The 1,934-nt window shown below is 64.0% G+C and carries 2 protein-coding genes; one reads left to right on the top strand and one right to left on the bottom strand.

Annotation, left to right across the window (positions count from 1 at the left end; translation table 11 throughout):
• Positions 1–266: 266 nt before the first annotated feature.
• Positions 267–1,001: a thioesterase II family protein gene (locus J3P91_RS08535; protein WP_434603396.1), complete on the bottom strand. Its 735-nt coding sequence runs from the start codon at positions 999–1,001 to the stop codon at positions 267–269.
• A gap of 132 nt (positions 1,002–1,133) precedes the next feature.
• Between J3P91_RS08535 and tam the strand changes: the two genes are divergently transcribed.
• A complete protein-coding gene (gene tam / locus J3P91_RS08530) occupies positions 1,134–1,904 on the top strand; it encodes a trans-aconitate 2-methyltransferase (protein WP_434603394.1) in 771 nt (256 codons plus the stop codon).
• Positions 1,905–1,934: the final 30 nt, after the last annotated feature.

Genomic DNA, 1,934 nt, shown 5'->3' with positions numbered 1-1,934 from the left:
TTCTGGGGTATCCGGAATCAGTGGGCACAGAGGCACAAAGGCAAGTCGTCCCTATGAAACGAATGCAAACCGGAAAAATTAGCGATTGGGAACAAGTGTCAGGAATGAAGAAAAACCGTGGCGAGGGAGCTTGCTCCCGCTCGGCTGCGCAGCAGTCGTAAACCGGCTGATGCGGTCTGCCTGGCTTAATGCGCCATCTCTTTTGGGGCGGCTTCGCCGCCCAGCGGGAGCAAGCTCCCTCGCCACAAAAGCGGGTCTTGAATCGGTTATGCGCTGATCGCCAACCCGTGTCGCCGGTGATGCACGCTCAGCTGATCCTTGATCAGCCGCAGCACCCTGGCCTCGTGTTCGTGGATGAAGAAGTGCCCGCCCGCCAGCATATCCACGGAGAAGCTGCCGCTGGTTTCGCGGCTCCAGCCGATCAACTGTTCGGTGGTGGCCTTGTCGGCGGTGCCGCCGAGTACGTGCACGGGGCAGTTGAGCGGTGACCGAAGCCTTGGCTGGTAGCGGCCACAGAGCAGGAAGTCCGCGCGCAGTACCGGCAAGGTCAAAGCCATCAGCTCTTCATTGGCCAGCACCTCTTCGCTGGTACCGTTGAGGGTACGCAGCTGGTCGATCAGTTCGGCATCGGTTTTCGGCTCGGCGAAACCCCGGTCGTAGTCGGCGCGCATCGTCGGCGCCGCGGTGCCCGAGGCAAACAGCGCTACCGGCTCCGGGCAGCCCAGCTCACGCAAGGCATGAGCGATTTCACAGGCCAGCAGCGCGCCCAGGCTGTGGCCGAACAAGGCGTAAGGGGCCTGGAGGGTCAGAGCCAGCTCCCGCGCCAATTGCTTGGCCAAGGGCCCCATGTCGGTGTGCAGCGGCTCGGCGAAACGCGCCCCACGCCCCGGCAACTCCACCGGCTGCACCGTCAGCCACTGCGGCACCTTGCGCCGCCAGCGGCTGTAAACCATCGCGCTGGCGCCGGAATACGGCAGACACAGCAGGGTCAGTTGGGTCACTGCGGTTTTCTCCGATCGTTTGTATTAAAGGAATAACGAGGCCGGGCCATGGAGAATTAGTCACCGGCCCTTCGCCCGGATGCGTCTTATACTGCACGCCCGATGGCCTGGTCTGCCCTTAAGGAGAACACAATGAGCTGGTCCGCCCGACAATATGTCGCGTTCGAACAGGAACGCACCCGCCCGTCCCGCGATCTGCTGGCGGCCATCCCGCCGGTACAGGCGCGTCAGGTCATCGACCTGGGCTGCGGCCCCGGCAACTCCACCGAACTGCTGGTCGATCACTTTCCCGACGCAACGGTTCGTGGCCTGGACAGTTCCGCCGACATGGTCGAAGCCGCCCGTAAGCGCTTGCCCGGCGTGACATTCGACACCGCCGATATCGGGCGCTGGAACGAAAGCGGCCCCTTCGACGTGATCTTCGCCAACGCCGTGCTGCAATGGCTGCCCGACCACGCCACCCTGCTGCCGTCGCTGGTGGACAAACTCGCCCCTGGCGGCAGCCTGGCAGTCCAGATGCCTGACACCCTGCACCAACCGTCCCACCGTTTGATGCGTGACATTGCCGCCAGCGGCCCCTGGGCCAGTCAACTGGCCGACGCGGCGGATTCGCGGACCGAGGTGGAGGATGCCAGCACTTATTACTCGATCCTCAAACCCCACTGCACCCGCGTCGATGTGTGGCGCACCACCTACCATCACCCGCTGGCCGGTGGCGCCTCGGGGGTCGTGGAGTGGTTCAAGGGCAGCGGCCTGCGGCCATTCCTCGAGCCGCTGGACGAAGCGCAGCGCGAGGACTATCTGAAGCAATACCTCAAGGCCATCGAACAGGCCTATCCGGCCCTGGACGATGGGTCGGTCCTGCTGCCGTTCCCGAGGGTGTTCATCGTCGCGACACGCTAGGGCGATGGTCAGGCGCGAGGGCTAAATTTC

Source organism: Pseudomonas sp. Z4-7 (assembly GCF_051131965.1).
Lineage (GTDB): Bacteria > Pseudomonadota > Gammaproteobacteria > Pseudomonadales > Pseudomonadaceae > Aquipseudomonas.
This window is presented reverse-complemented; position numbering and strand designations above follow the sequence as displayed.

Bases quoted from the DNA above. Each gene is read 5' to 3' on its own strand.
- tam (WP_434603394.1), top strand. From the start codon at position 1,134: ATGAGCTGGTCCGCCCGACAATATGTCGCGTTCGAACAGGAACGCACC.